This window comes from Flagellimonas algarum, from assembly GCF_040513375.1.
GTDB lineage: Bacteria > Bacteroidota > Bacteroidia > Flavobacteriales > Flavobacteriaceae > Flagellimonas_B > Flagellimonas_B algarum.
Genome location: NZ_JBEVTG010000001.1, coordinates 1,150,993 through 1,176,484, shown reverse-complemented (window position 1 = coordinate 1,176,484; position 25,492 = coordinate 1,150,993). Strand labels below are relative to the sequence as shown.

The following is a 25,492-nucleotide window of genomic DNA, read 5'->3' as shown; positions in this document are numbered from 1 at the left end:
ATGAAAAAGATCTGCGTCTTTATTTTCTATGTGTTGGTCTTTGTTTTGGGTGTATCGGCCCAACAAAAGGTAATTTTGGATACCGACCCCTCCTTTGATCCCGACGATGTCGGCTGTATGGCTATGCTGCATACCATGGCGACCCAGGGGGAGTGCGATATCTTGGCCGTCGTCAATTCGACCAACCAAAAAGAATCGGCCCTTTGTATCAGTGCGATCAACCAATTTTACAACCGAATGGCCATTCCGGTGGGTGATTATAAAGGGTATGCCGAAAAAATACATGCCACGGAAGGAACCTATGATTACCATATAGCAAAAGACTATCCCAGGGCCCTAAAAAATTGGGAAGCCTCGCTCGATGGGGTACAACTTTATCGCGAAGTTTTGGCCAGTGCACAAGACACCAGTATTACCGTGGTCATCATAGGTACCATGCATAACTTTTACGGCTTATTGAAATCCGGTCCTGATCGTTGGAGTCCGCAGAACGGCCCTGATTTGGTGGAACGGAAAGTGAAAAAAGTAGTCACCATGGGAGGCAACTTTCTCAACAACGAAGGATTGGATCGGACCAATTGGGGCGGATCGGACGAATTGTGCGCCTATACCGAATGGTCTTGTCTGAACGAAGAGCGCAACCGCATGTGCCGCTACGTTATCGAAAATTGCCCCGCCCCCTTCATCGCTTCCGGATGGGAGAACGGCAACGGCGATTATTTTAATGCGGAAAATGGCAATGTCATGTCTGGACAAGGCCTAAAAAAATTGGCCACTGACCATATCGCCAGGGTCAGCTATGAAAAGCATTTCGAATACCGCGGAGGGGCCGAAAGCATTACACGACACAGTAATGATCAAATCGCCCTGCACTATGCCATACGAGGTGAAGAAAACAACTATACGGCATTTCTCGAAGGGAAAATCACGCTATCGGATTCGGGCGAATGCCATTGGGAGGCGACCCCGAATGGCTTACAAGGTCATATCCAGAAAAAACGTGAAGACGCCCTGATCGCCAGTGAAATCGAAAGCCTCATGATGGGAGCCACCCCGGTATTCGATGCATCACCCCCAACGGTACCCCAACAACCCAAGATCGTAACCGAACATGGAAAACGGGTATTGACCTGGAACGCCTCCAATGATCCCGATCCCGGCAGTTGGGTAGTGGCCTATGATGTCTATAAGGATGGAAGCCTCATACATCGGGCTTTTGGAACCCGTTATGAACTCGAAACCTTCGAAGGGGTATTTGAAGTTCGGGCCATCAATGCTAGCGGAAGCGTTAGTGCGCCGGCCAAAGTAGGGTATTAGATTTTTTTCAGCCACTCCTTCATGGCAACTTCCTTGGCGATAATCGATTTTACCTCGCCCATCGGTACGCGCTCTTGCGCCATGGTATCCCTATGGCGGATCGTCACGGTCTGGTCTTCAAGGGTCTGATGGTCTACCGTGATACAGAACGGGGTTCCGACGGCATCCTGTCTTCTATAGCGTCGACCGACCGCATCTTTCTCGTCATAGGCCACATCGAAGTCCCATTGGAGGTCGTCGACTAATTTTTTGGCCATTTCAGGTAAGCCATCGCGCTTCAGCAAGGGCAATATCGCGGCTTTCGTGGGTGCGAGCACCGCGGGTAATTTCAAAACCGTTCTTGTGGTGTCGTTTTCAAGTACCTCTTCTTCCAATGAATTGGAGAAAATAGCGAGGAACATCCGATCCAAACCAATCGAAGTTTCCAGCACATAGGGCACATAGCTCTTATTTTCCTCCGGGTCGAAATACTGTAGTTTCTTGCCCGAATACTTTTCATGGTTGGCCAAATCGAAGTCGGTACGGGAGTGGATCCCTTCCAATTCCTTGAAGCCGAATGGGAACCTAAACTCGATATCGGCGGCGGCATCGGCGTAGTGGGCCAGTTTCTCGTGGTCGTGGAAACGGTAATTATCCGCTCCCATGCCCAATGAAAGATGCCATTTCATACGGCGTTCCTTCCAGGTATCGTACCATTCTTTCTGGGTGCCCGGTTTAATGAAAAACTGCATCTCCATTTGTTCGAATTCACGCATCCTGAAAATGAATTGTCTCGCAACGATCTCATTCCGAAAAGCTTTTCCTGTTTGTGCGATTCCGAAAGGGATCTTCATCCGTCCGGTTTTCTGCACATTCAGGAAATTCACGAAAATCCCTTGGGCGGTTTCCGGGCGCAGATACAGGTCCATCGCACTTTCGGCGGTGGATCCCAATTTCGTTCCGAACATGAGGTTGAACTGTTTGACATCGGTCCAATTTTTGGATCCCGATATCGGACAAACGATTTCCAACTCCTCGATCAATGCCTTCACATCGGCCAAATCTTCATTTTCCAGTGATTTTCCCAACCGTTTTATGATGGTATCGGCTTTTTCTTGATAACCGAGTACCCGAGGGTTGGTGGCTAAGAACTGGGTCTTATCAAAAGCATCTCCAAAGCGTTTGGCGGCCTTGGTCACTTCTTTTTCGATCTTCGCTTCGATTTTGGCGACATGATCCTCGACCAAGACGTCGGCCCGGTAGCGCTTCTTCGAATCTTTATTATCGATCAAAGGATCATTAAAGGCATCAACGTGACCGGATGCCTTCCAAGTGGTAGGATGCATGAAAATAGCGGCATCGATGCCCACGATGTTGTCATTGAGCTGCACCATGGCGCGCCACCAGTATTCCCTAATGTTTTTTTTCAGTTGGGCCCCGTTTTGACCATAATCATAAACGGCACTTAGACCATCATAGATCTCGCTGGATTGGAACACATAGCCATACTCTTTGGCATGCGCGATCACCTTCTTGAAAACGTCTTCTTGTTTTGCCATTCGGCAAAAGTAAAACAATGGCTAAAAAAAGGAAATCTTATTTGAGCTGAAATTCGCTTGAAGCCAATAATCGCTCGTCTTCGAAGATATTGAGCGTGTAGATACCCGGTTCCAATGAACCTTCAGGTACGGTAATGGCATCACAGAAGCTCAATTCATCACCAAGGTAGATGATCTCGACCCGTTTGCTGTACGTATTGCCACTGACATTGACCACGGTTGCGTTGTCTTCAATGACCCTCATGTCCGGATCCAAAAACTGCAGATAGACCACCTTGACCTCACGTTCTTCATTCGGGTTGCCCAAAACCGTCACGCAACCCCGAAGTTTCTCGATGACCGAAGCCTTGTTGGTCTTTAGAGGGCGACCGGCCCGTAAACGGAACCCGCTTCCCTCGGCATTGTCCATTTTCAAATAACTCTTGACCTTCAACTCTTTGGCCAATTCTTCGTTTTTCTGTCGGACCAATGCCTCTGCCTGCTCCAAAGAACTGGTACGCCCTCGAAGTTCTTCGATCCGGCGCCTTGCTTTTTCATAACGTTCGGTAAGCAGACTGTTGTTGTATCGTAAAAAATTGTTCTTCAGTTTCAAACTGTCGAAACTTGCCTCTAAAATACGTAGTGCCCTGCGGTCTTCCTTAAGCTTGGTAATATTGAAATTCAATTGGCCGACGGAATCCAACAATTGTTGGATGCGAAACCGGGAAGTCTGTAACTCGATATCATTGACCTCGTTCAAGCCCGACAGGCGATCGACCTCCACACGCATTAGGGTAATATCTTTGACCAACAACTTCTTTTCATCTTCCAACAAACCCATTTGACGCTGTGATTGCGCATAGCTGTAGTAAAAGGCGATCAAAATGGCTATGATCACTGCCACCAAAGCCGCAAGGATAATCTTATAGTTGAAAGTGGTATCTTGGGATTCCATGGGTTAAGTAGCTGAAACTGTAGGTCTAAGATTTGATTGTGTACAAGATATCAAATATACTAAACGAGATTAACTCCATCCTATTGCCATTGCTCTGTTTTGGATGTAATGCGCGATTATCTAGAGGAGAGCACCTGCTTTGTACCGTTTGTCGACATGAAATGCCGATGACCGATCATGATTTTACCCTTGAAAATGCCGTTGACCGCACTTTTTTCGGTCGTGTTCGCATCGAAAAAGCCGCTTCCTTTCTCTTTTTTCACCATCAAGGCATCGTGAAAAACCTCCTCCATCATCTGAAATACCGGAAACAGGAGGTCATTGGTGACTTCTTGGGCAATTGGTTCGGAGCACAACTGGCCGCATCCGACAAGATGCCCCCTTTCGATTTGGTGGTGCCGGTTCCCTTACACCCTCGAAAACTAAAAAAACGAGGCTACAACCAGGTCGAACGGTTCGCCCGTCGCCTCGCCCAGCATCTCAACTCAACCTATGATGGCGGGAATTTGATCCGGACTTCAAGGGGAAGCTCGCAGACCCAAAAAGGGCGTATCGGGCGATGGATCGACAGACAGGGGCAATTTCGATTGAAAGATCCCGCATCTTATAGCGGAATGCACATTTTATTGGTCGACGATGTGATCACGACAGGGGCCACCCTGGAACGCTGCGCACAAGCCCTGCAAACCGCCGAAGAGGTGACCCTTTACATTGCGACCATGGCCATGGTTCCCAAATTGGGGCAATGACTTCTTTTATGAGCGAATAAGTCGTTTCTTTGTTCAAGAAACCCATGCAATGCCGGTACTCAAGCGATCGTTAAGCGTTCTTTTTTTAGCCTTGGTCTTACTGGCCTCTTGGCAGTGCGCCAGAAGGGGCAATCCATCGGGCGGTCCGAAAGACGAAACCCCTCCGGTTTTGTTGAGATCCGAACCGGAAAACCTCACGGTAAATTTCAAGGGGAATCAAATCAAATTGTATTTCGATGAGTATATCAAATTGCAGGATGCCCAAAACCAACTCATCGTTTCGCCTCCTTTGAAATACACTCCGGAAATCAAACCCCTGGGAGGAGCGAGCAAATTTATCGAGATCAACTTGAAAGATACGCTTCAAGAGAACACGACGTATACGATCAATTTTGGCCAAAGCATCGTCGACAATAACGAAGGGAACCCTACAAGTTTCCTGACCTATGTCTTTTCGACCGGCGATTATCTCGATTCTCTGAGTATCAGTGGTGCCGTAAAGGATGCCTTCAACCGCAAAGCCGATGAATTCGTAAGTGTGATGCTCTATGAGCTTGACACGGCCTACACCGATTCATCCATTTATAAGAAACCGCCGAATTATATCACCAACACCCTCGACAGCCTTCCCTTATTCGAGCTTAAAAACCTCAAAGCCGGTCGTTACGCGCTTTTTGCCATCAAGGACGAAGGAAAGAACAACCTTTTTGACCAACGAAGCGATAAGATCGCCTTTGGTGACACGATCACAGTACCCAGTGATTCACTGTTTTTAATGAACTTGTTCAAAGAAGAACCGGATTACAGTGCCTCGGTCCCAAGTTATGTCGCAAAGAACAAAATCATTTTTGGCTATCAGGGCAGGGGTACCGTAAATATCGAACCCTTGACGGTTTTACCTGATTCGGTACGTACACGGATTACCAAAGAGCGTGAAAAAGACAGCCTGAATTATTGGTTGACCCCCACCGATATCGATTCGATCATTTTTGTGGTCACCAATAGCCAAGCGGATACCAAGGATACCTTCACAGTGAAGACCCGAAAATTAGGGCTCGACACCCTGATGCTCAGCCCGAGCCATTCGCGGAGTATCAATTTCAATGAACGCTTTGAAATATTGGCCAATACACCGATAACCGGTCTTGATACTTCAAAAATCAACGTGATCGACAAAGACTCGCTAGGGGTTACTTTTACCGCTTCGAAGGATTCGATCGAAAACAAAATCGCCTTCGATTTCGAATTGACCGAAGACCAAAAGTACACGGTTCGTGCCTTACCCGGAGCTATTTCGGACTTTTTCGGAACGGAAAACGATACGGTGTTTTATACGGTTTCCACAGGCAAATATTCAGAATACGGCAATTTGGAGGTCAACATCTCGGGCGTAGATGCCTATCCGATCATCGTTCAATTGACCACCGATAAGGGTGAGCTGGTCCGTGAACTCCTTGCGGATGCCCCAAAAGGGTTCACATTCAACAACCTCAGCCCAGGCAATTATGGCATTAGGGTCATCTTCGATACCAATGGGAATGGGAAATGGGACACCGGAAACTACTTGCAAAAGAAACAGCCCGAACGCATCAGTTATTACCCGAATTTTGTCAATATCCGTGCAAACTGGGAGCAGGTCGAAACCTTCATCATTGCACCAAATTAAAAGAATCCCGATCGTTCAAAAATCGCAATTTCCCCCGAGTACCTTCGAGATGGGATTTGGTAAGGGTGGCGAATTCAATGGATTCGGTGGTCGTAAAGCAAAGTTCCGCTCCTAAGGTGTCGTACACCGCCGAATGACCCACATATTCCAGACCAGAACCATCTATACCCACCCGGTTTACCCCGATACAATAGGCCATGTTTTCGATGGCGCGTGCCTTGAGCAAAGTGTCCCAGGCAGTGATCCTCGGTTTTGGCCAGTTGGCCACGACGATCAAGAGGTCGTAATCGTCAACATTTCGCGCCCAGACCGGAAACCGCAGGTCATAACAGATCAATGGCCTGATTTTGAATCCTTTGTAAGAGATCAGTCCTTTTTCGGTTCCGTTCTCATAGACCTCGTGCTCTCCCGCAAGGGTAAAGGTGTGTTTCTTATCGTAGCTCGTAAAGCTGCCGTCTGGAAAAACGAATAACATCCGATTGTACCATTTTCCGGCTTCATGAAAGACCGTGCTCCCCGTGATGGCGGCTTGCTTCAACCCTGCCATTCGTTGCATCCACAAAAGCGTGGCCTCGCCATCAGTGGTAGGAATATGATCCGGTGCCATGGTAAAACCTGTAGTAAACATTTCGGGTAGAAGGATCAAATCAACGGGTTTGGAAATCGCTTCGATTTTTTCCTCGAATAGCTTACGATTGCCCGTTGGGTTTTCCCAAAACAAATGGGACTGGATCAGCGCGACCGTTAAGCGTTCGTCTTTTTCAATCGGAATAGACATCTTTGGAATTTTCTTGATACATCCGGAATAAGTGCTGTAATTGGCTCTTCAAAATTCGATCCTCTGACAATTCGGGAAGCGCGTCAAGCGAAAAATACGCTGCGCCCTTCATATCGAAACCGGCCTCCAAGGTGCCTCCGACAGCCTCACATAGATACATTAATTTGTAGATATAATAGGGCTCGGGCGGATGGTCATGACGTTGCTTGTCATATACTGCCATCAGCCGGACCACTTTGGCTTCGATTCCGGTCTCTTCCTTGATTTCGCGGACTACCACTTCGGTGGGGGAATGGCCGATATCTGCCCATCCTCCTGGGATGGTCCATTTGTCATCGACACTTTCTTTGGCCATTAATATCTCATTATCCGCATTTACAACGAAACCACGCACATCGACCTTAGGGGTGGGGTAGTCTTTTGGAGGAAGAAAAAAAGAATCGATTACGGAAAGCGGCTCGTTCGACAAATGGCCCATCAAGGCCAAACTAATACGCTTTAATTCTTCATAACGCTCCAAATCATAGCCAGACTCAGCATAAACCAACCCAGTGTCGGCGATTGCCTTGATCCGTTTGACCAAGTTCAATTGTTCCTTACTATCCATCGGTCATTGCGATTTTTCGAGCATTTCGATCATCGCCGTATGTTCCTGCATTTTTGCATGATCCAAAGCGGTCATGCCCCGAGGGTCTTTGATGTCGGTTCGCGAGCCGTTTTGTAAGAGCAGGGTCACGATATCGGGTTTGTTGAACGTTACGGCATAGATCAAACAGGTCGCCCCCATGGCATTGATATGGTTGACATCTGCCCCTGCCTTGATAAGCGTTTCGGCCAATCCGAGGTAGCCTTTGAAACAGACCCCCATTAAAGCGGTATTCCCCGAACCGTCCTGCGCATCGACCTCAGCTCCCTTCGCAATCAGAAAATCAGCCAAATCACCATGTCCGTAATAAGTAGCCAACAACAAAGCCGTCGATCCCCGGGCGTCTTTTATCTCAATAAATCCAGGGGTTTCGTCCAAAAAGGAACGTATACTCTCGAGATTGCCTTCGCGTATGGCGTTGAAGAAAAGTTGTTGGGTGTCCATAGGCAAGTGAAGGTACTAAAAAAGGCCATGCGCTATCGTATGAATCGATCCAATTCTTAATTTTATGGTCTAAGGATCATGGCCTTGAGGTGGCCTTGACCAGTTAAACAAATACCAATGAAGAAAAACCATATCCCTTTCGTAGCCCTGTTCTTCCTTGTCGGATTTTCCTATGGACAAAACGGGCCCTCCGATTCAGATCGTAAAACGGCCAACATGCATTTGAAAAAGACCATGGCCCATATGCTGAGCGTACTCGATGGTCTTGATTCACTACAATTGCATTTTAAACCAACGCCCGATAGCTGGTCGATCGCGAACTGTGCCGAACATATCACCTTGTCTGAAACGGCGTTTCAGGAGCTATTGCGCAAAACGATCGCAGAAGGTAACGATCCCTCTAAAAAATCGGAGGTCTCCTTAACTGATGAACAGCTTGTTGAAGCCGTCACCCAAAGAAATCGGAAAGTCAAGACCTCTGAGCGGTTCGAACCTAGTGGCAAGTTCGGATCACATAGGGAAACAGTCAGGGCCTTTCGCGAAAAAAGGGAAGAGCAGATCGAATATATCATGGAAACGACAGATGACCTGCGCAACCACTTCAATAGCGATTTACCTTTCGGGACGGTCGATGGGGTACAGCTCTTGCTTTTTATGTCGGCCCATTGCGAGCGACATGTCTTGCAAATGGAACAAATCTTGGCCAGTGAAGGTTTTCCGATCAAACCGGAATAAGCCACGACGCAACCTCAATCGCGACGACCTGGTGTAAAATCTTCCGGGGCGTTTTGTGGTTGGTCGATGGTCATGGCTCCCCCGGTATCGTTGAAAACCCTCCATTCCGAAAAATCGTATACCGGATTGCCCCGAATCACTTCGGGCTTGCGAACGGCTTTGCCATCTTCAAATTCATGATCGGTACCCGAACCGTCTTCCCCGATACGCCCGAAGGTATCGATCACGCTGCCAAAAGGGTCGACCAATTCGAGATTATCGTCACCATTGGAATCAGCAGGACTGTTCGAACCCACCCCCAAATCAGGGCTAAATCCATATACCTGTTCAAAAACCACCGCATTGGGTGAAATGACAAGGCTGCCCTTGGCAGCTATGGCAAGCCCCGAAAGATCCGTTGTAGATCCCACTTCAAGATTCGCATTAGTATATCGTCGAATGCTCCATCCATTCAAATCCAATGGGGTATCCGCCGCATTGTACAACTCAATAAAGCGGGCATCCGCATCGTTATCGGGATCGCCCAATTCAGAAAAGAACAATTCGGTCGATGTGTATGCGGTGATGAGTTCCGCACAACGGTCTTCACCGAAACGAATATCCTCAAGATCTCGTATGGCCAATTGCAGGTCGTCACCATCGCGCAACAACACCCCGGTAATCGACCCACTTCCTTCGGGTACTGGGGTTTGATGGAAATCCGAAAATCCACTGTTCACCATACCAAGTCGGTCGTCGAGACAATCGATTAAAACGCGCTCTGTCGACTCGAATTCCAATGCAAAGGGCTGCCCTAGCGCATCAAATTCGAATTCCAATTGCGAAAAGGTGACCAAGGTATTGGTCAAACCCATATGCAACTCGCCAATGCTTACGGGTAGGGCACGCAATTCGACCGGCGCCCCACAGTCGAGAACGATGTGGTCTTGCAATTGCAAGGCCGGCAACCTTCCGACCGAAGTCGTACCAAAGGCCTCAAAAGTACCACCCAAGGTGAAGACACCATTGCGCTTTCCCAGATACAACCCCTTCAATTTAATGTAGATCTTACTTCCCCTTGGATATTGCAGGTAACTGTCCCTCAGGTCGATTTCGATTTGAAAGCCCATGTTCGGGTTTTCCGGGGCATCTTGAAAGTGGAGGACGCTGAAAAAGTTACCGCTGCGATCCGATGAATTCACATACCCCTCGATGACCCAATCATTTTGGATCTGTAACAATCTATCTTGATAAAGGGCATGTACTTCGGCATAAGAAACGTTCGCCGATAAGGCAGTCTCACAATTCGGTTCGATCTGATCGAATTCACGAGGCGGATGGCAGGCTAAAAAGCCGAAAGAGGCCATTAAAAAGAAGAAAAAGCGCATAACAAGGCGGATTGACCGACCAAGCTATGGATTCACGCTTTCAAAAAATTGAAGTGCGCGCTCTTCTGCGTAACTGATGTTCTTTTTGCCCCAAAAACCTACATGCCCACCGAATTCGGGTACTTCAAGATGCACCATGGGGTTGGCTTCCGATATTTCATAAGGATAGCATTTTTCACCTAGAAAGCTGTCATTTTTGGCATTCAATATCAAAGAAGGCACCTTGATATGCGGCAAGAATTGATTGCTACTGCATTTCTCATAGTAATCGAGCGCATTTTCGAACCCATGTGCTGGTGCGGTATAGGTATCATCGAAATCCTTTAATGTGCGAATGCGTTTGATCGCTTTCTTGGAGATCATATCGGGAAACCGTTCTTGCTTTTTACGCAATTTGGCCAATAAGTGTTTTTTGAAGCGGGCCGAGTACAATACGTTCTTTGATTGCAAGAGTTGATCACAGGCATCTTTCAGGTCGCAAGGAACCGAAACCGCGACGACTGCCTTCAGTGTTTCCGTGCCCGCATGACTTTCCCCCACGAATTTCAAGCTCATATTCCCCCCAAGGCTGAAGCCCAATAGATACAACTCCTCATATTTACCGATTGCATTGACATGGCCGACCACCCGAGCGAGATCGTCAGTGGCCCCGGAATGGTATGATTTATAGTGTCTGTTGTCTTCACCGCTGCATCCACGAAAATTAACCGCACAGGCATCGAACCCGTTCAAGTTCAATTTTTGTGCGCTGCCGATGATATAGTGTCGCTGGGCATCCCCTTCGAGGCCATGCAAGATGATAACGAGTTTCTTGGTCGGCAAAACCGACTCGCTCCAATCGAGGTCCATAAAATCACCATCGTCCAATTCGAGGCGCTCCCTTTGTTGTACCAGGCCGTTCACTCGACGGATAACCCCGGCGTAAATGGTCGAGAAATGGCCGTTTCTGAAAAGAAATGGAGGTCTGTAATCTGACGGTACAAGAGGCATGGCAGTTCCGGATTACGAATTGATCGGGGCTACTTAGGATAGCGCTCCAAATACTTGTATTGTGCTTCGATGGCTTCTTTGAACTCGGTTTTGAGCTGTGTCGTCAATTCGGCCACCGATGGGCTATCATCGATCAGTGCCGATCCCTGACCGGCAGACCAAATGGTTTTCCAAGCCTTATGCTCGGTATCGAGTTCTTTTCCGAAATCCACTTTTTGATCTTTCTTCAAATCTTCGGCGGTGAGTCCAGCCGCTTCGAGGCTCTTGGTCAAAAAATTGGCATGTACCCCAGAAATAGCAGCCGTATACGTAACGTCACTTGCTCCGGAATCGATAATCATTTGACGATACTCTTCCGGGGCGCGACTTTCCTCCACATTAATGAAGCGGGTTCCCATATAGGCGAGATCGGCCCCCATTTGTAGGGCCGAAGCGATATCCCTACCCGTACTGATGCATCCTGAAAGGATGATGTTTTTGTCGAAGAACTGCCGGGTTTCGGAAACCAAGGTCATCGGATTGATCGTTCCTGCATGGCCTCCCGCTCCTGCGGCCACCAAAATGAGTCCGTCGACACCGGCCCCTGCCGCTTTTTGCGCATGCCGCTTTTTGATCACATCGTGAAAGACCAGTCCACCATAACTATGGATCGCGTCGACGACCATGCGTACCGCCCCTAATGAGGTAATCACCAATGGTACTTGGTGTTTGACGCAAAGTTTCACATCGGCCTCGACCCTTGGGTTCGTCGGGTGCACCACGATGTTGACCCCAAAAGGCGCCGCCTTTTTTCCGGTTTCTTTTTCCCATTCGGCCAAGGTGGTCTTGATTTCGATCAGCCATTCTTCAAAACCCTCACTGGTACGCTGGTTCAAGGCGGGAAAAGTGCCGACGATACCGTTCTTGCAACATTCGATGACCAACTTCGGACCCGAGATCAAGAACATAGGGGCAGCGATGGCAGGAAGGGACAATTCTGGAATAAAACTGGCTTTTTGACTCATGGTGAAACTTTAAGTTATGGATAAATCTAAGGTTTTTTGCGAACCGTCTTCAAATCTATGCTATTTTTGACAACTATTATGCATGCATAACAAATCAAAGCTATGTTTTTCAAGGAATTCGATATCAGATGGAGTGATTTGGATGCCAACCGGCACCTGGCCAATTCGGCCTACATCAACTTTATGAGCCACACTCGCATGGCCTATTTGGGCATCCTGGGTTTCAACCAGAAATCAATGGCCCAGTTTCAGATCGGGCCCGTGGTTTTCTACGAGCACATGTACTATTTCAAGGAGGTATTCGTAGGGAAACCGGTCAAGGTTTCGCTTGATCTCAAAGGCATCAGTGAAGATGGGATGTTCTTCGAGTTCCAGCATGATTTCTTCGATGCCAATGGAAAGAATTTCGCCCGATGTGAAATGATGGGGGGATGGATGGACCTGACCACCAGGAAACTATCGGGCCTACCCGATCAATTTCTCGAGGCCTTCGAAAAAATGGAGCGCTCCCCAGATTTCAAGTATCTCACCAAGGCCGATACCCGAACGTTCGCAAAGGTGCCGAAAGATCTTTAAGATCGTAAATTATGCACCGCTTTTGGCTTGACTTTCTTACTTGCCAAATACACCCCGACCAATACCAAAACCGTAGCCGATATCTTGGTTGCGGTCAAACTGTCTTTTCCGGTAAGCAAGGCAAAGAGGATGCCGAAGACGGGTTGGATGTAGATGAAGGCACCGATAGTACTCGCCTTCAATTCAGTCATGGCGAAAATATTGAACAGGTAGGTACAAAAGGTGGTGCCGATGATCACGAATAAGACCACACCCCAAACCCAAAGCGGCATGGTTGCCCACTCAATCAGCATGAAGTCGCCGAAGGTAATGGGGAAATTGATGATCATCGCGATGGTGAACAACCAGCGCATCAAAGTAAACGGGTGGTACTTGGCCACTAAGCTTTTGGCTACGATCAAATAGGCCCCATAGGCCGTGGCATTGACAATGAACAAGGTATTACCCAAGGGGATGTTCGGGGCATCTTGACGCAATTCGGCACCGAACAGGATCAGGGCCAAGGCGCCGACAAAGCCTAAAAATATCCCCAAGCCCTTATTGAGGGTAATCCGTTCTTTCAAGAAAAACGCCGAAAGGACGACCACTATGATAGGGCTGATAGTTACCAAGACCGAACTGTTGATCGGTGTTGATAATTCAAGTCCTTTGAAAAACGACAACATGTTGATGACCATCCCCAAAAGCGCCGCCAGTACCAGTCGCGGCCAATCTTTTTTGTCAATCGATTCTTTGGGTCCTAAGAACGAAATGGCCCAGAACAGGATACTTGCCCCGACGACACGCAAAAAAATGAAGCCGAAAGGGGTCACATAGTCGGGCATCACGCCCTTCGCAATGGTATGATTGATCCCATAAATGGTCGTGGCACCAATGGCCGCCAAAAAAGCAAGTGTTCGTTTTCCCATCAATGCAATGCGTCCTTCGCCCCTTCGACCTGCTTTTTCGCATTACCGATGAATATGGCATCATCGACCATGACCACGGGTCTTTTCAAAAAGGTGTAGTGTTCCAAAATCAGGTTTTTATAATCCTCCTCACCAAGCACTTTGTCATTTAGGCCCCGTTGTCGAAACAACATGGCGCGTCTGCTGAACAACGATTCGTAAGAATCGGTACGGTCGCGCATTTCTTGCAATTCATCAGGGGTAATCCCTTTCGACTTGATCTCTCGCAGTTCGACCCCGTCCAAAGGTTGCAATTCAGCTAAAATCTTTTGACAGGTCTTACAGGTCTCCAAATGGAATATTTTTTTCATAAGAATGGATTTTTATTTCAGTGCGGCCGGTTTTCGGTCGCTGCACAAAGAAAATCATTTCAAGGCGAAATCGACCGCCGATCGGGCATGGATCATGGTCGTATCGAATGAGGGTATCGCCACTTCGTCGGCCGGAATCAATATAGGAAGTTCCGTACATCCTAAAATGACCCCTTCGGCCCCTTCGGCGATCAGGGCATCGATCATGAGCAAGCATTCCTGCTTAGCGGCTTCGGTAAACGTACCGGTAACGAGTTCCTTATAGATGATGTGTTGCAAGCGCTCACGGGCAGCTAAGTCAGGAATCAATACCTCTAGACCGAAGCGCTGTTCCAAAATATCGGTATAAAAGTCCTTTTCCATAGTAAAGCGGGTGCCCAATAAAGCGATTTTACCAATTCCCTTTTCGGCAATTGCCGCTCCCGTGGCCTCGGCGATATGGAGAAACGGAACGTTCAAAACCTGCTGTATGGCCTGACTGACCAAGTGGATCGTATTGGTGGCCAAGATGACCACATCGGCCCCTGCCCGCTCCAACAATTGCGCATGTTCAGCCATCAAATCGCCGATTGCATCCCAATCATCTTCAAAGGTCAAGCGTTCGATTTCGGCAAAATCGACCGAACTCATCAAGATCTTGGCGGAATGCGCTCCTCCCAGTCTACCTGCGACCAGTTCGTTCAAATATTCATAATACACTTTGGAGGATTGCCAACTCATGCCCCCGATAACGCCAATGGTCTTCATAATCCTTATTTTACTTTAGAGAGCCCCTCGGCCCCTTCGATCTTGAGGTTGCCCAACCAATCCAAAACCCGGGAAAGGTAGCTACGCCTCTGGTAAACAGTTGCCTGTCGGCATTCCAATGTACATTCCATAATCCATTTATATTTCGCAATATCTAGATATGTATATCAAAAAATCACAGTTCATCGCGAAGGGTCCGAATATAGGCCTTGATGACCTTTTCATTCCTTCGGTAATAGGTCCATTTACCATGCCGCGTGGGTATCACCAAATCAGCGTTCTGCATGGCCAACAAATAGGTTGAAATCGTCGATTGTGATAATCCGGCCTTGTCTTGGATGTACCCCACACATACCCCATCGTCAAAATGATCGATGTCTTTGTGGGGCGGAAAATTGCGCTCGGGCTCTTTCAACCATTTCAAAATGGCCACCCGGGTATCGTTGGCCAGCACTTTGTTGATTTCAACTATATTCACGTTGTAAAAATAAACAATTATATTTACATATCTAGAAAAATAGATATGTTTTAACGATGCCCTATGGAAAACCTCTTTACCATTACCCGACAAAATCGGAAGATCCTTTACAAATTCCTCAATGACCTCCCCGAGGAAACATTGTATACCATACCGAAAGCATTCAACAATAATATTTGGTGGAACATCGCCCATGTGGTGGTCACCCAGCAAAAATTGGTTTATGGGTTGAGCGGACTACCGTTGAACATCGGGCAGGAACTGGTTGAAAAATACCAAAAAGGGACCTTTCCTGGGGAGCGTCCCGACGCTACCGAGATCGAAACGGTAAAAAAACTGCTTTTCGAATTGCCCGAGCGTACCGAATCGGATTTTGCCAAAGGGTTGTTCACCGATTTTAACGCTTATATGACCACACCCAAGGTACCCCTGAACAGTGTCGAAGATGCCTTGGCCTTCAATGTTTTTCATGAAGGACTGCATTTAGGATCGATCATGGCCTTGGTCAGAGCGACAAAAATGTAATTTTGCAGGCAATTCACGAACATACTGTCTATGGATAACAACGCATTGAAATTTAACAGCAAGACCATTCACGGAGGACAAGCACCTGACAAGGCCTACGGCGCCGTGATGCCCCCGATTTATCAAACCTCGACCTATGCCCAGACCACACCAGGTGGGCATCAGGGTTTCGAATATTCACGAAGTGGCAACCCGACCCGTACGGCTCTTGAAAATGCCTTGGCCAGTATCGAGAGCGGCACGTTTGGCCTGGCATTCGCCAGTGGGTTATCGGCTATTGACGCAGTGATAAAATTATTGGAACCCGGTGACGAAGTGGTCTCGACCAATGACCTATATGGAGGAAGCTATCGTCTCTTTCGTCAAGTTTTCGAAAAGTATGGCATTACCTTCCATTTCACCGGCATGCAAGATGTGTCTTCCATCGCGGCGAAGATCAACGATAACACCAAATTGATTTGGGTCGAAACCCCAACGAATCCGATGATGAATGTCATCGATATCAAAGCTGTTTCCGATTTGGCCAAAAAGCACGACCTCTTGTTGGCGGTAGACAATACCTTCGCATCTCCATATTTACAGCGTCCTTTAGAGTTGGGGGCAGACATCGTCATGCATTCGGCCACCAAATATTTGGGTGGGCATAGCGATATTGTCGTCGGCGCGTTGATAGTCAATGACCAGGCGTTGGCCGACAAACTTTATTTTATCCAAAACGCCAGCGGTGCGGTCTGTGGACCAATGGACAGCTTTCTGACCCTTCGCGGTATCAAGACATTGCACGTGCGCATGCAGCGCCATTGCGAGAACGGCGAAGCGATTGCCAATTACCTTCGAAACCATCCGAAAATCGAAAAGGTGTACTGGCCCGGCTTTGAAGATCACCCGAACCACGATGTGGCCAAAGCGCAAATGCACGGGTTCGGCGGTATGATCTCGTTCATTCCGGAAGGGAGCAATTTCGAAGAAGCCGTCAAAATCGTCGAGAGGTTAAAAGTATTCACCTTAGCGGAATCACTGGGTGGGGTCGAAAGTTTGGCGGGCCACCCGGCAAGCATGACCCATGCAAGCATTCCGAAAGAAGAAAGGGAAAAAAGCGGTGTGGTCGATTCTTTGATCCGATTGAGCGTCGGAATCGAGGATGTCGATGACCTGATCGCCGACCTTGAACAGGCCATTTCTTAGGGAATTGAAATATTTTTAAAATAAGCGCTTCAAATTATATAAATGGCATAATTTTGCCGTTATATTCCTAATTTGATAAATATGGCCGCTTAAAGCGCCCTAAAACTAACAATTTACCAATCCTTTTATGGAAGCAAAGATCAAAGCATTTATGGATGAGGTCAAGGCCCGGAACGGCCATGAACCTGAGTTTATACAGGCAGTCCAAGAGGTTGCCGAAACCGTTATCCCGTATATCGTACAGCATGACATTTACCATGGTAAGAACATCTTACTACGTATGGTCGAGCCCGAACGATTGCTTTCGTTCAGGGTAGCCTGGGTCGATGACCAAGGTGAGATCCATGTCAACCGTGGGTATCGCATCCAAATGAATTCGGCCATTGGCCCGTACAAGGGAGGACTTCGTTTTCACCCAACGGTCAATGCCAGTGTGTTGAAATTCTTGGCTTTCGAGCAAGTATTCAAAAACAGTTTGACCACCTTGCCCATGGGCGGTGGTAAAGGAGGTTCGGATTTTGATCCCAAAGGAAAATCGGACGATGAGGTGATGCGTTTTTGCCATGCTTTTATGACGGAACTCTGTAGGCATATCGGCCCGAATACCGATGTCCCTGCCGGTGATATCGGGGTCGGTGCCCGCGAAATCGGGTTCCTCTTCGGGATGTACAAGAAGATCCGTAACGAGTTTACCGGGGTATTGACCGGTAAGGGTATGTCATGGGGTGGTTCGTTGATCCGTCCGGAGGCTACCGGTTACGGTACCGTGTATTTTGCCAACAGCATGCTGAAAACCTCGGGCAGTTCTTTCGAAGGAAAACGGGTCGTTATTTCCGGGTCGGGCAATGTGGCCCAGTTCGCGGCCGAAAAAGTACTGCAATTGGGAGGTAAGGTATTGACCCTTTCCGATTCAGGAGGGTACATTCTTGACAAAGACGGTATCGATGCGGAAAAACTGGCCTTCGTCATGGATTTGAAAAACAATAGAAGGGGAAGGATTTCGGAATATGCCGACACCTATCCGTCAGCTGAATATCATGCTGGCAAGACCCCTTGGCAGGTAGCCTGTGATATCGCATTGCCATGTGCCACACAAAACGAATTGAACGGTGACGATGCCGCTTCCTTGATCAAAAACGGATGTATCGCCGTGGCAGAAGGCGCCAACATGCCCTCGACACCTGAAGCGATACACGCTTTTCATGAGGCCAAGATCCTATTCGCCCCTGGTAAGGCGTCGAATGCAGGGGGTGTAGCCACCTCAGGTCTCGAAATGTCGCAAAATTCGTTGCGTATCAGTTGGACCAGGGAAGAAGTCGATGAGCGTCTTAAAGGGATTATGGAAGACATCCATGATTCTTGTATCGCCTATGGTCAAGAAGGGGATGGCTATTGCAACTACGTCAAAGGGGCCAACATCGCCGGCTTTGTCAAAGTCGCGGATGCCATGCTCGCCCAGGGCGTTATTTGATATTGAAAAATCCTAAATTCAAGACCCATCCGCTGCAATAGTGGATGGGTCTTTATATTTGATGCATGCAACTGACGACCAAGGCCATTGTGCTTTCTTCCTTAAAATATGGTGATACCAGCCTTATCGTCAAGGCGTTTACCGTTTCAGATGGTTTGAAATCGTACTTGTTGAAAGGGGTATTGACCTCCAAAAGGGGAAAGTTAAAGGCCGCCCAGTTCATGCCCTTGACCCAACTCGAACTCGTTGCCACCCATAAGAACAAGGGCACCTTGGAACGCATCCGGGAGGCGAAGGTCATCAACCCCTACACCAGCTTGCATACCCAGATCGAAAAAAACAGCATCGTGCTTTTCGTGGCCGAGCTGTTGGTGAATTCCATCCAAGAACAAGAACAAGATGAATCGCTGTATCACTATTTGGAATATGCCCTCTTTTGGCTTGACAATCACGACGCGGTAGCCAATTTCCACATCCTTTTTTTATTGAACCTCTCGAAATATCTCGGCTTTTACCCGGATACCTCAGGTATTGAAAATCCGTATTTTGATCTTTTGGATGGGTGCTTCGTTGCATCCCCTACATTGAACCCCCTGATCCAAGGGGATCTTTTAAATCGGTTCAAACCCTTTTTGGGCATAAATTTTGATGCGGTACCGGGAATGAAAATCCCAAGGAAAGCGCGTCAAGAACTATTGAAATTGATGGTTCTCTATTTTGAATTACATTTGCACGGATTCAGAAAGCCCAGGTCCTTGGCCGTTTTAAATGCCGTTTTTGATTAGTATGCGAATCCTTGTTGTACTGCTATGCTTGTTTGGGGTTTCGACCACCCTTTGGGCCCAAAAAGTGTTGGTTCTCGACAGTGATGCCGGTAACCCGGTCGTGAATGCCGCCTTGTTCAATCCGTCGCGGACCAAATCGACCTTGACCGATTTTGACGGCAGGGCCGATCTTACCCAATTCGATACCAACGAGAAAATCATTTTTCGGCACCTCAGTTATCAAACTTATATTTCGACCAAGTCGCAAATCGCGAAAAAAGGCAATCGGGTATACCTCGAACAAAGCCCGGAACAACTTGAGGAGGTGGTCATGTCGGTTTCGAAATGGGAGCAGCAGAAGAAAGACATCCCCCAAAAAATTGAATCGATCGATGCCCAGACCATAGCCTTTACCAACCCACAGACTTCGGCCGATCTTTTAGCGAATTCAGGAAAGGTCTTCGTTCAAAAAAGCCAATTGGGAGGCGGAAGCCCCATGATACGCGGTTTCGCGACGAACAGGGTTTTACTGTCGGTAGACGGGGTGCGCATGAACAATGCGATATTCAGGGGTGGCAATGTCCAGAACGTTATTTCGATCGACCCTTTCAACGTCAAGAATACCGAGGTGATCTTTGGACCTGGCTCGGTCATTTATGGTAGTGATGCCATAGGAGGGGTCATGAACTTTTTCACCAAGGCACCACGATTTTCCTATACCGATAGTCTGACCGTTTCTGGAAATGCACTTTACCGATTCGGGTCGGCCACCAACGAGAACACGGTACATTTCGACCTAAACCTGGGTGAACGCAAATGGGCTTCTTTTACCAGTGTCAGCTACAATAACTTCGGTGATCTGACCATGGGTGGTCATGGTAGGGATTCCTATTTGCGCGACCGTTATGTGACCCGCGAAAACGGACAGGATGTCCTTGTGGTAAATCCGGATCCGGAGCGACAAGTGTCTACGGGTTATGACCAAATCAATCTCTTACAGAAATTCACCTACCGCCCCAGCGCGATCTGGACGTATGATTTGGGGCTACATTATTCGGAAACCTCGAGCTATTCGCGCTACGATCGTTTGATCCGACCCGACGAAAGCGGTGAAGGCCTACGTTCGGCCGAATGGTATTATGGCCCCCAGAAATGGTTCATGGGCAATTTACAGATCACCAAACAAGGACAGAACAAATTCTATGATGGGGTCAAATTGACAACTGCCTATCAGTTTTTCGAAGAGAGCCGGAATAGCCGTGATTTCAACGACCCCAACCTCTTTCGCAATACCGAACAGGTCAATGCGCTTTCGGTCAACCTTGATTTCGAAAACAAAAAAATCGGTGATTTACGCTTGTATTATGGGGCCGAGTACCTTTTCAACAAAATCGGTTCGCAAGGTTCGGTCGAGGACATTGATACCGAAACAGTGGCAGACTGGTCAACCAGGTATCCTGATGGTTCGACCTGGCAGACGTTTGCGGGCTATATCAATGGCGAATACCAATTGAAACCGAATTTCACCTTGTTGTCAGGGCTACGTTACAGCCAAGTCTGGGTAGATGCCCAATTCGACACGACCTTTTTCCCATTCCCATTCGAGGAAGCCGATTTGATTACCGGAGCCTTGACGGGCAGTATCGGTTTGAGTTGGTTTCCGAAGGCGAACTTGCAGTTCACTTTGAACGGTTCGACCGGATTTAGGGCGCCCAATATCGATGATGTGGGCAAGGTATTCGATTCGGAACCTGGATCGGTGGTCGTGCCCAACCCTGACCTTGAGCCCGAATACGCCTATAACATCGATTTTGGTATTCGTAAGAACTTCAATGACAAAGTGGTCTTGAAAGGGGCCGCCTTTTACACCTATCTCGTCGATGCCTTGGTACGGCGTGACTTTACGTTCAACGGGCAGACCGAAATACAGTACAATGGGGAGCTTAGCAATGTACAGGCCATTCAAAACGCCGCTAGGGCCTATGTCTACGGTTTTGAATTCGGGGTACAGGCTTTTATAGATGATCATTGGTCCTTCAAGGGCAACCTCACCGTGGCCGATGGCACCGAAGAAGACGATGACGGCACCGATACCCCAGCACGCCATGTTGCCCCAACCTTTGCCGATTTTCATCTTATTTGGAAGAACCAAAAACTTAAGACCGACCTATTCGTAAATTATAACGGCGAGATCAGTTTTGACAACCTTACGCTTTCGGAACGGAACAAACCGTTTATATATGCCACCGATGCCGATGGAAACCCATTTTCACCATCGTGGTATACCCTTAATTTTAGATCACAATACCAGGTTTCGAACAGTGTCAAGGTGAGCTTGGCCCTTGAAAACCTGACCGACCAACGCTACCGTACCTACTCTTCAGGAATCGTTGCCCCGGGCAGAAATTTGATCTTTAGCATGGGGTATCGCTTCTAAGGTATTGTTGCCACTTGATTCTTAGCCGTTTATTCCATCTAAATTTTTAATTTTGCAACCTTGTAATTTGAGAAGAAGCGCCCTATATGAAGTTTGCGGAATACAAAGGATTGGATCTTCCCCACATCGCCGATGAAGTATTGGCCTATTGGAAAGAACACCATATTTTCGAAAAAAGTGTTTCATCACGCGAAGGTGGGCCGAACTATGTCTTTTATGAAGGTCCCCCATCGGCCAATGGTATGCCGGGCATCCACCACGTAATGGCGCGAACGATCAAGGATATCTTTCCTCGATATAAGACCATGAAGGGCTATCAAGTGAAGAGGAAAGCCGGTTGGGATACCCATGGACTTCCCATCGAGCTTGGCGTCGAAAAGGAGTTGGGCATTACCAAAGAGGACATCGGAAAGAAAATCACCGTCGAAGCATACAACGAGGCCTGTAGAAAAGCGGTCATGCGATATACGGATGTATGGAACGAGATGACCGAAAAAGTGGGGTATTGGGTCGATATGGACGACCCTTACGTCACCTACGAATCAAAATACATGGAATCGGTCTGGTGGCTGTTGAAGCAGATTTATGATAAAGGACTGATATACAAAGGGTACACCATACAACCCTATTCACCGAAAGCAGGAACAGGTCTCAGCTCACATGAGTTGAACCAACCCGGCACCTATCAAGATGTAACCGATACCACGGTAACCGCCCAATTCAAGGCGAATACCGATAGTCTTCCGGATTTTCTCAAACCTTATGGCGATGCGGTTTACCTATTGGCGTGGACGACCACCCCATGGACCCTACCATCGAACACCGCCTTGACCGTGGGCCCGAAGATCGATTACGTCTTGGTCAAAACATTCAACCAATATACTTTTGAGCCCATCCATGTGGTTTTGGCCCAAAACCTGGTCAACAAACAGTTCTCCGGGAAATATGTGGCCGCCGAATCACCGGAAGCATTCACCACTTTTAAACCGGGCGACAAAAAAATACCCTTTGAAGTGCTTACCGCCTTTAAAGGAACCGATATTGTCGGGATCCGTTACGAGCAGTTGATCGATTACGTACAACCTTACCAAAATCCTGAACATGCGTTTCGGGTGATTTCGGGGGATTTCGTGACTACCGAAGATGGTACGGGTATCGTCCATACCGCACCCACTTTCGGTGCCGATGATGCCTTTGTCGCCAAGCAAGCGGAACCTGAAGTGCCGCCAATGCTGGTTCTGGATGAGCACAATAACCCCGTTCCTCTAGTCGACCTTCAAGGCCGGTTTCGTCCTGAATTGAAGGAATTCGGGCATAAGTACGTCAAAAACGAATATTACGATGAGGGCAAAGCTCCCGAGCGCTCGGTCGATGTCGAAATAGCCATCAAACTGAAAGAGGAAAACAAAGCTTTCAAGGTTGAAAAATACCTACACAGCTATCCGAATTGTTGGCGTACCGATAAACCCATATTGTATTACCCCTTGGATTCGTGGTTCATCAAAGTCACCGACATCAGGGACCGCATGTTCGATTTGAACCAAAGCATCAACTGGAAACCGAAATCGACCGGTGAAGGCCGGTTCGGCAATTGGTTGGCCAATGCCAACGACTGGAACCTTTCACGATCTCGCTACTGGGGTATCCCACTACCGATTTGGCGCACCGAGAACGGTGCTGAGGAACGCATCATTGGCTCGATTGAAGAGTTGAAATCGGAAATGGAAAAAGCGATCGCTGCCGGTTTCATGGAAAAGGACATCTTCGCTGATTTCGTGGTCGGTGATATGACCGATACCAATTACGATACCGTTGATCTTCACAAGAACATCGTTGACCAAATCACTTTGGTATCGCCATCAGGCTTGCCGATGCGACGTGAAAGCGACCTTATCGACGTTTGGTTCGATAGCGGCTCGATGCCGTATGCCCAATGGCACTACCCTTTTGAAAACAAAGATTTCATTGATGAAGGAAAGACCTTTCCCGCGGATTTCATCGCCGAAGGGGTCGATCAGACCCGGGGATGGTTCTACACCCTGCATGCCATCGCGACGATGGTTTTTGATTCCGTAGCCTATAAAAATGTCGTTTCGAACGGATTGGTACTCGATAAGGAAGGCAAAAAAATGTCAAAGCGATTGGGCAATGCCGTCGACCCCTTCGTTACCCTACCCGAGCATGGGGCCGATGCCACCCGATGGTATATGATAGCGAATGCCAACCCATGGGACAATCTAAAATTCGATATTGATGGGGTCGTCGAGGTGAAACGGAAGTTCTTCGGAACCTTGTATAATACCTATTCCTTTTTCGCCCTTTATGCGAACATCGACGGATTCGATTTTTCTGAAGAAGAAATCGCCTTGTCCGAACGCCCTGAATTGGACCAATGGATCCTGTCAGAATTGCATTCCTTGATCGAAAAGGTCGACCAGGCCTATGGTGATTACGAACCCACCAAGGCTGCAAGGGCAATTTCGGATTTCGTACAAGAGAACCTCAGCAATTGGTTCGTTCGTTTGAGTCGAAGGCGTTTTTGGAAAGGCAATTACGAACAAGACAAAATATCGGCCTATCAGACGCTCTATTCCTGTCTGGTCACGGTGGCCAAATTATCGGCACCGATCGCCCCGTTCTTTATGGATCGCCTTTACAGTGATTTGAATCGGGTTACGGGCCAAGAAGCTTTCGAAAGCGTGCATCTGGCCGATTTTCCAAGTTTTGATCCCAGCAAGGTCAACACCGCGTTGGAAGGGAAAATGCAAACCGCGCAGAAAATCGCATCACTAGTGCTGTCCATCCGACAAAAGGAAAAAATCAAGGTGCGCCAGCCCCTGAAAAAAATCATGGTGCCAGTCTTGAACGACGCCCAACGCCTTGAAATCGAAGCGGTTTCGGAATTGATCAAATCGGAGGTCAATGTCAAGGAAATCGAACTGATGGACGATGCATCAGGTATTTTGGTCAAACAGATCAAACCCAATTTCAAGGTCTTGGGGCCTAAATTCGGCAAAGACATGAAATCGGTAGCGGCCGCTATCGGAGCCTTGGGCCAAGAAGACATTCAAAAAATAGAGCAAGAGGGCGAAATATCGCTTGATTTGGAAAATAAAAACATTAAATTACAGTTCTCCGATGTAGAGATAACCTCTCAGGATATCGAAGGATGGTTGGTAGCGAGTGCAGGACCCTTGACGGTCGCCCTCGATATTACCATAGATGATGCCCTGAAAAACGAAGGTATCGCAAGGGAGCTGGTAAATCGCATCCAGAACTTACGCAAAGAGTCCGGATTCGATGTGACCGACAAAATCGATTTAAAGATTTTAAAAGACGGCAAAGTTGAACGGGCGATAGAAAGCAATGTAGCCTATATCAAAAGTGAGACCTTGACCGAAGATCTCGATATCGAAGAGCAATTGGAAGATGGCACACCGATTGTATTCGATGACGTAAAAACAAAATTATTCATCAAAAAACACTAAAAAAATGGCCCAAGATATTAAAGTACGGTACTCCGACAAGGACCTAGCGGAGTTCAAAACGCTGATTGAAGAGAAAATCGAAAAAGCCCAAAAACACCTTGAGCTTTTGAAGAGCTCGTACATGAACGATGGTAATAACGGTACTGACGACACCTCACCGACCTTCAAGGCTTTCGAAGAGGGATCCGAAACCATGAGTAAGGAAGCGAATACCCAATTGGCCATTCGACAAGAAAAATTCATCCGCGATTTGAAGAACGCCATATTGCGGATCGAGAATAAAACGTACGGCATTTGCCGTGTTACCGGCAAATTGATCAATAAGGAACGATTGAAACTGGTACCGCACGCCACGCTCAGTATCGAAGCTAAGAACATGCAAAAATAAGGAAACG

The 25,492-nt window shown here is 47.8% G+C and carries 24 protein-coding genes; 12 read left to right on the top strand and 12 right to left on the bottom strand.

Annotation, left to right across the window (positions count from 1 at the left end):
- Nucleotides 1-1,317, top strand: coding sequence for a nucleoside hydrolase (locus tag ABV409_RS05415; RefSeq protein ID WP_353876524.1), 1,317 nt, complete (start codon nt 1-3; stop codon nt 1,315-1,317).
- Here the strand turns inward: ABV409_RS05415 and ABV409_RS05410 are convergent.
- Together ABV409_RS05410 and ABV409_RS05405 are read right to left on the bottom strand one after the other, a co-directional pair.
- Nucleotides 1,314-2,855 carry a glycine--tRNA ligase gene (locus ABV409_RS05410; protein WP_353876523.1) on the bottom strand — a complete coding sequence of 514 codons (1,542 nt, stop codon included), beginning with the start codon at nt 2,853-2,855 and terminating at the stop codon, nt 1,314-1,316. The genes ABV409_RS05415 and ABV409_RS05410 overlap by 4 nt on opposite strands.
- A gap of 37 nt (nt 2,856-2,892) precedes the next feature.
- Nucleotides 2,893-3,789, bottom strand: coding sequence for an AAA family ATPase (locus ABV409_RS05405; RefSeq protein ID WP_353876522.1), 897 nt, complete (start codon nt 3,787-3,789; stop codon nt 2,893-2,895).
- Between the two features lie 167 nt (nt 3,790-3,956).
- On the opposite strand from ABV409_RS05405, the gene ABV409_RS05400 reads away from it, so the two are divergent.
- Nucleotides 3,957-4,538, top strand: a complete 582-nt coding sequence (locus ABV409_RS05400; RefSeq protein WP_353876521.1) for a ComF family protein — start codon at nt 3,957-3,959, stop codon at nt 4,536-4,538.
- Between the two features lie 49 nt (nt 4,539-4,587).
- Entirely contained in the window at nt 4,588-6,204 is a 1,617-nt protein-coding gene (locus ABV409_RS05395; RefSeq protein ID WP_353876520.1) for an Ig-like domain-containing protein, read from the top strand.
- On the opposite strand, the gene ABV409_RS05390 is transcribed toward ABV409_RS05395, so the two are convergent.
- From ABV409_RS05390 to ABV409_RS05380, 3 genes are read right to left on the bottom strand one after another with little or no spacing between them, the layout of a single operon-like run.
- Complete coding sequence (locus tag ABV409_RS05390; RefSeq protein WP_353876519.1) at nt 6,188-6,982, bottom strand: nitrilase family protein; 795 nt, start codon at nt 6,980-6,982, stop codon at nt 6,188-6,190. The genes ABV409_RS05395 and ABV409_RS05390 overlap by 17 nt on opposite strands.
- On the bottom strand, nt 6,966-7,589 hold the full coding sequence (locus ABV409_RS05385) for an NUDIX hydrolase (protein WP_353876518.1): 624 nt from the start codon (nt 7,587-7,589) through the stop codon (nt 6,966-6,968). The genes ABV409_RS05390 and ABV409_RS05385 overlap by 17 nt, the downstream gene beginning before the upstream one ends.
- A gap of 3 nt (nt 7,590-7,592) precedes the next feature.
- Nucleotides 7,593-8,072: an ankyrin repeat domain-containing protein gene (locus ABV409_RS05380; RefSeq protein ID WP_353876517.1), complete on the bottom strand. Its 480-nt coding sequence runs from the start codon at nt 8,070-8,072 to the stop codon at nt 7,593-7,595.
- A gap of 117 nt (nt 8,073-8,189) precedes the next feature.
- Here ABV409_RS05380 and ABV409_RS05375 point away from each other — a divergent pair, with 117 nt between their 5' ends.
- On the top strand, nt 8,190-8,807 hold the full coding sequence (locus ABV409_RS05375) for a DinB family protein (protein WP_353876516.1): 618 nt from the start codon (nt 8,190-8,192) through the stop codon (nt 8,805-8,807).
- Between the two features lie 14 nt (nt 8,808-8,821).
- On the opposite strand, the gene ABV409_RS05370 is transcribed toward ABV409_RS05375, so the two are convergent.
- Genes ABV409_RS05370 through ABV409_RS05360 form a run of 3 tightly spaced genes read right to left on the bottom strand, consistent with a single transcriptional unit; the run spans nt 8,822 to nt 12,168 of the window.
- Entirely contained in the window at nt 8,822-10,174 is a 1,353-nt protein-coding gene (locus ABV409_RS05370; RefSeq protein ID WP_353876515.1) for a DUF5689 domain-containing protein, read from the bottom strand.
- A gap of 24 nt (nt 10,175-10,198) precedes the next feature.
- Nucleotides 10,199-11,164 carry a YheT family hydrolase gene (locus ABV409_RS05365; RefSeq protein WP_353876514.1) on the bottom strand — a complete coding sequence of 322 codons (966 nt, stop codon included), beginning with the start codon at nt 11,162-11,164 and terminating at the stop codon, nt 10,199-10,201.
- Between the two features lie 29 nt (nt 11,165-11,193).
- The gene (locus ABV409_RS05360; protein WP_353876513.1) at nt 11,194-12,168 is read right to left on the bottom strand and encodes an NAD(P)H-dependent flavin oxidoreductase; all 975 of its coding nucleotides are present in this window, start codon (nt 12,166-12,168) and stop codon (nt 11,194-11,196) included.
- 102 nt (nt 12,169-12,270) lie between these two features.
- On the opposite strand from ABV409_RS05360, the gene ABV409_RS05355 reads away from it, so the two are divergent.
- A complete protein-coding gene (locus tag ABV409_RS05355) occupies nt 12,271-12,744 on the top strand; it encodes an acyl-CoA thioesterase (protein ID WP_353876512.1) in 474 nt (157 codons plus the stop codon).
- Here the strand turns inward: ABV409_RS05355 and ABV409_RS05350 are convergent.
- The 4 genes from ABV409_RS05350 to ABV409_RS05335 form a co-directional block, all read right to left on the bottom strand.
- A complete protein-coding gene (locus tag ABV409_RS05350) occupies nt 12,741-13,652 on the bottom strand; it encodes a DMT family transporter (protein ID WP_353876511.1) in 912 nt (303 codons plus the stop codon). The two genes, ABV409_RS05355 and ABV409_RS05350, sit on opposite strands and share 4 nt — an antisense overlap.
- Complete coding sequence (locus ABV409_RS05345; protein WP_353876510.1) at nt 13,652-14,002, bottom strand: arsenate reductase family protein; 351 nt, start codon at nt 14,000-14,002, stop codon at nt 13,652-13,654. Before ABV409_RS05345 ends, ABV409_RS05350 begins: the two co-directional genes overlap by 1 nt.
- A gap of 54 nt (nt 14,003-14,056) precedes the next feature.
- Entirely contained in the window at nt 14,057-14,749 is a 693-nt protein-coding gene (locus tag ABV409_RS05340; RefSeq protein ID WP_353876509.1) for an aspartate/glutamate racemase family protein, read from the bottom strand.
- Nucleotides 14,750-14,924: 175 nt separating this feature from the next.
- Nucleotides 14,925-15,227 (bottom strand): ArsR/SmtB family transcription factor, encoded by a 303-nt coding sequence (locus ABV409_RS05335; RefSeq protein WP_353876508.1) that lies wholly within the window; start codon nt 15,225-15,227, stop codon nt 14,925-14,927.
- Nucleotides 15,228-15,290: 63 nt separating this feature from the next.
- Here ABV409_RS05335 and ABV409_RS05330 point away from each other — a divergent pair, with 63 nt between their 5' ends.
- The 7 genes from ABV409_RS05330 (at nt 15,291) to ABV409_RS05300 (ending at nt 25,485) form a co-directional block, all read left to right on the top strand.
- Nucleotides 15,291-15,752, top strand: coding sequence for a DinB family protein (locus ABV409_RS05330; protein ID WP_353876507.1), 462 nt, complete (start codon nt 15,291-15,293; stop codon nt 15,750-15,752).
- A 30-nt stretch (nt 15,753-15,782) separates the two neighbouring features.
- A complete protein-coding gene (locus ABV409_RS05325) occupies nt 15,783-16,937 on the top strand; it encodes a cystathionine gamma-synthase (RefSeq protein WP_353876506.1) in 1,155 nt (384 codons plus the stop codon).
- A gap of 127 nt (nt 16,938-17,064) precedes the next feature.
- Complete coding sequence (gdhA, locus tag ABV409_RS05320; protein WP_353876505.1) at nt 17,065-18,408, top strand: NADP-specific glutamate dehydrogenase; 1,344 nt, start codon at nt 17,065-17,067, stop codon at nt 18,406-18,408.
- A 65-nt stretch (nt 18,409-18,473) separates the two neighbouring features.
- The gene (recO, locus tag ABV409_RS05315; protein WP_353876504.1) at nt 18,474-19,193 is read left to right on the top strand and encodes a DNA repair protein RecO; all 720 of its coding nucleotides are present in this window, start codon (nt 18,474-18,476) and stop codon (nt 19,191-19,193) included.
- A gap of 1 nt (nt 19,194) precedes the next feature.
- On the top strand, nt 19,195-21,609 hold the full coding sequence (locus ABV409_RS05310) for a TonB-dependent receptor (protein WP_353876503.1): 2,415 nt from the start codon (nt 19,195-19,197) through the stop codon (nt 21,607-21,609).
- Nucleotides 21,610-21,695: 86 nt separating this feature from the next.
- Nucleotides 21,696-25,097, top strand: a complete 3,402-nt coding sequence (ileS, locus tag ABV409_RS05305; RefSeq protein WP_353876502.1) for an isoleucine--tRNA ligase — start codon at nt 21,696-21,698, stop codon at nt 25,095-25,097.
- Nucleotides 25,098-25,101: 4 nt separating this feature from the next.
- A complete protein-coding gene (locus tag ABV409_RS05300) occupies nt 25,102-25,485 on the top strand; it encodes a TraR/DksA family transcriptional regulator (protein WP_353876501.1) in 384 nt (127 codons plus the stop codon).
- Nucleotides 25,486-25,492 lie beyond the last annotated feature (7 nt).

What these genes read in the sequence shown, in the direction of transcription:
- recO (WP_353876504.1), top strand. Translation starts at nt 18,474, where the DNA reads ATGCAACTGACGACCAAGGCCATTGTGCTTTCTTCCTTAAAATATGGT.
- ABV409_RS05365 (WP_353876514.1), bottom strand. Translation starts at nt 11,164, where the DNA reads ATGCCTCTTGTACCGTCAGATTACAGACCTCCATTTCTTTTCAGAAAC.
- ABV409_RS05410 (WP_353876523.1), bottom strand. Translation starts at nt 2,855, where the DNA reads ATGGCAAAACAAGAAGACGTTTTCAAGAAGGTGATCGCGCATGCCAAA.
- ABV409_RS05380 (WP_353876517.1), bottom strand. Translation starts at nt 8,072, where the DNA reads ATGGACACCCAACAACTTTTCTTCAACGCCATACGCGAAGGCAATCTC.
- ABV409_RS05325 (WP_353876506.1), top strand. Translation starts at nt 15,783, where the DNA reads ATGGATAACAACGCATTGAAATTTAACAGCAAGACCATTCACGGAGGA.
- ABV409_RS05415 (WP_353876524.1), top strand. Translation starts at nt 1, where the DNA reads ATGAAAAAGATCTGCGTCTTTATTTTCTATGTGTTGGTCTTTGTTTTG.
- gdhA (WP_353876505.1), top strand. Translation starts at nt 17,065, where the DNA reads ATGGAAGCAAAGATCAAAGCATTTATGGATGAGGTCAAGGCCCGGAAC.
- ABV409_RS05390 (WP_353876519.1), bottom strand. Translation starts at nt 6,982, where the DNA reads ATGTCTATTCCGATTGAAAAAGACGAACGCTTAACGGTCGCGCTGATC.
- ABV409_RS05300 (WP_353876501.1), top strand. Translation starts at nt 25,102, where the DNA reads ATGGCCCAAGATATTAAAGTACGGTACTCCGACAAGGACCTAGCGGAG.
- ABV409_RS05345 (WP_353876510.1), bottom strand. Translation starts at nt 14,002, where the DNA reads ATGAAAAAAATATTCCATTTGGAGACCTGTAAGACCTGTCAAAAGATT.
- ABV409_RS05400 (WP_353876521.1), top strand. Translation starts at nt 3,957, where the DNA reads ATGACCGATCATGATTTTACCCTTGAAAATGCCGTTGACCGCACTTTT.
- ABV409_RS05375 (WP_353876516.1), top strand. Translation starts at nt 8,190, where the DNA reads ATGAAGAAAAACCATATCCCTTTCGTAGCCCTGTTCTTCCTTGTCGGA.
- ABV409_RS05355 (WP_353876512.1), top strand. Translation starts at nt 12,271, where the DNA reads ATGTTTTTCAAGGAATTCGATATCAGATGGAGTGATTTGGATGCCAAC.
- ileS (WP_353876502.1), top strand. Translation starts at nt 21,696, where the DNA reads ATGAAGTTTGCGGAATACAAAGGATTGGATCTTCCCCACATCGCCGAT.
- ABV409_RS05395 (WP_353876520.1), top strand. Translation starts at nt 4,588, where the DNA reads ATGCCGGTACTCAAGCGATCGTTAAGCGTTCTTTTTTTAGCCTTGGTC.
- ABV409_RS05370 (WP_353876515.1), bottom strand. Translation starts at nt 10,174, where the DNA reads ATGCGCTTTTTCTTCTTTTTAATGGCCTCTTTCGGCTTTTTAGCCTGC.
- ABV409_RS05330 (WP_353876507.1), top strand. Translation starts at nt 15,291, where the DNA reads ATGGAAAACCTCTTTACCATTACCCGACAAAATCGGAAGATCCTTTAC.
- ABV409_RS05340 (WP_353876509.1), bottom strand. Translation starts at nt 14,749, where the DNA reads ATGAAGACCATTGGCGTTATCGGGGGCATGAGTTGGCAATCCTCCAAA.
- ABV409_RS05310 (WP_353876503.1), top strand. Translation starts at nt 19,195, where the DNA reads ATGCGAATCCTTGTTGTACTGCTATGCTTGTTTGGGGTTTCGACCACC.
- ABV409_RS05350 (WP_353876511.1), bottom strand. Translation starts at nt 13,652, where the DNA reads ATGGGAAAACGAACACTTGCTTTTTTGGCGGCCATTGGTGCCACGACC.
- ABV409_RS05360 (WP_353876513.1), bottom strand. Translation starts at nt 12,168, where the DNA reads ATGAGTCAAAAAGCCAGTTTTATTCCAGAATTGTCCCTTCCTGCCATC.
- ABV409_RS05405 (WP_353876522.1), bottom strand. Translation starts at nt 3,789, where the DNA reads ATGGAATCCCAAGATACCACTTTCAACTATAAGATTATCCTTGCGGCT.
- ABV409_RS05385 (WP_353876518.1), bottom strand. Translation starts at nt 7,589, where the DNA reads ATGGATAGTAAGGAACAATTGAACTTGGTCAAACGGATCAAGGCAATC.